Consider the following 1,367-nt stretch of genomic DNA (forward strand, 5'->3'; position numbering starts at 1 on the left):
GAAAAAGTGGCGGCAATAAATTTAGTGTTGTTGCAGATCAGCGCAGCAATCGGCTTATCCTTCGAGGCGATGAGGCATTCCGGGAGAAAATGCGAGAGTTGATAGCCAAACTGGATCAACCTTCATCCACGGGTGGTAAAACCAAGGTAGTCCGACTTAAACATGCGGATGCTGGAGAGTTAGCTGAGTTGTTAAAGGGGCTAATGGGCGATATTAGTAGTGAGGGTGCTAAGGGTAAGGGTAAAAGCCAATCTTCAGAAGCGAGTGTTTATGCTGATGAAGGTTTGAATGCGCTGGTTATTAGAGCAGAACCTTCAGTGATTCAGGAGCTCGATGGTGTCATTGAGCAACTTGATGTTCGCCGAGCTCAGGTACTGATCGAGGCTGCGATAGTTGAAATTAAAGATGACCTGAATGACAAACTTGGTATTCAGTGGGCCTTGTATGATCAGGGTGCATCGGTTCCAGGTGTATTTACAAACTTCTCTGATGCGGGAATTGCGACGGCGAATGTATTGTCAGCGTTGATCGCGCAAGATAGCAGTGATGATGGTGATCTTAACGTCTCAGGTATTGGTGCGAGTGATGGTATTACCGCAGGTTTTGGGCGAACAAGTGAAAGTGGTGTAAGCTGGGGTGGCCTGATCCAGGCGCTTGAAGGTGATGCTAGCGCAAATGTTCTTTCTACACCTAAAGTGATAACCATGGATAATCAGGAGTCATCTATCATTGTTGGTGAGAATGTTCCAATTATCACAGGTCAGTCTACTTCTTCCGGTGCTGGAACGTCGGACCCGTTTACTACGATTGAGCGTCAGGATGTCGGTGTTAAGTTGATTGTGACGCCAAGTATCAGTGATGGCAATTTAGTTCGTTTGGAAATTGAACAGGAAATATCAGGCGTTTCTCCGTCAACGGCTGGAGCCGATATTATTACCTCGAAACGTCAGATTAAGACGAATGTTCTGGCTGATGATGGCGAGACTATTGTTCTGGGCGGCCTAATTCGTGATGACGAAACTTACCAAGAAAGCAAGGTTCCATTGCTGGGTGATATTCCCTGGTTAGGTGCTTTATTTAGAAGTACTCAGAAGGTTGTAAATAAGCAGAACTTGGTGGTATTCCTAAAACCAACGATTTTACGTGATAAAGCGGCCAATAAGGCTGTTGCCGTTGAGAAGTTTGATCAGCTATGGAATTTGAACTTGGCGATCAAGGAAAGCAATGGTGAAGATACTGAAGATTTAGTTAAACCTCAGCTTGATAGCGTATACCAAGGCATGCAGGTTAAGTAAAAGCCTTCAAAGGCTGAGTATTTATTTTCTTGAATAAAAAAGGGAGAGTCAGAGACTCTCCCTTTTTTGTTT

Annotated in this window: 1 protein-coding gene; it reads left to right on the plus strand. The window is 44.6% G+C overall.

All coding sequences use genetic code 11. The features are described 5' to 3' along the window. A partial coding sequence (gene gspD / locus A3763_RS00630) for a type II secretion system secretin GspD (RefSeq protein WP_068759812.1) occupies positions 1 to 1,295 on the plus strand: 1,295 nt, incomplete at its 5' end. Positions 1,296 to 1,367 lie beyond the last annotated feature (72 nt).

The organism is Oleiphilus sp. HI0128 (assembly GCF_001635365.1).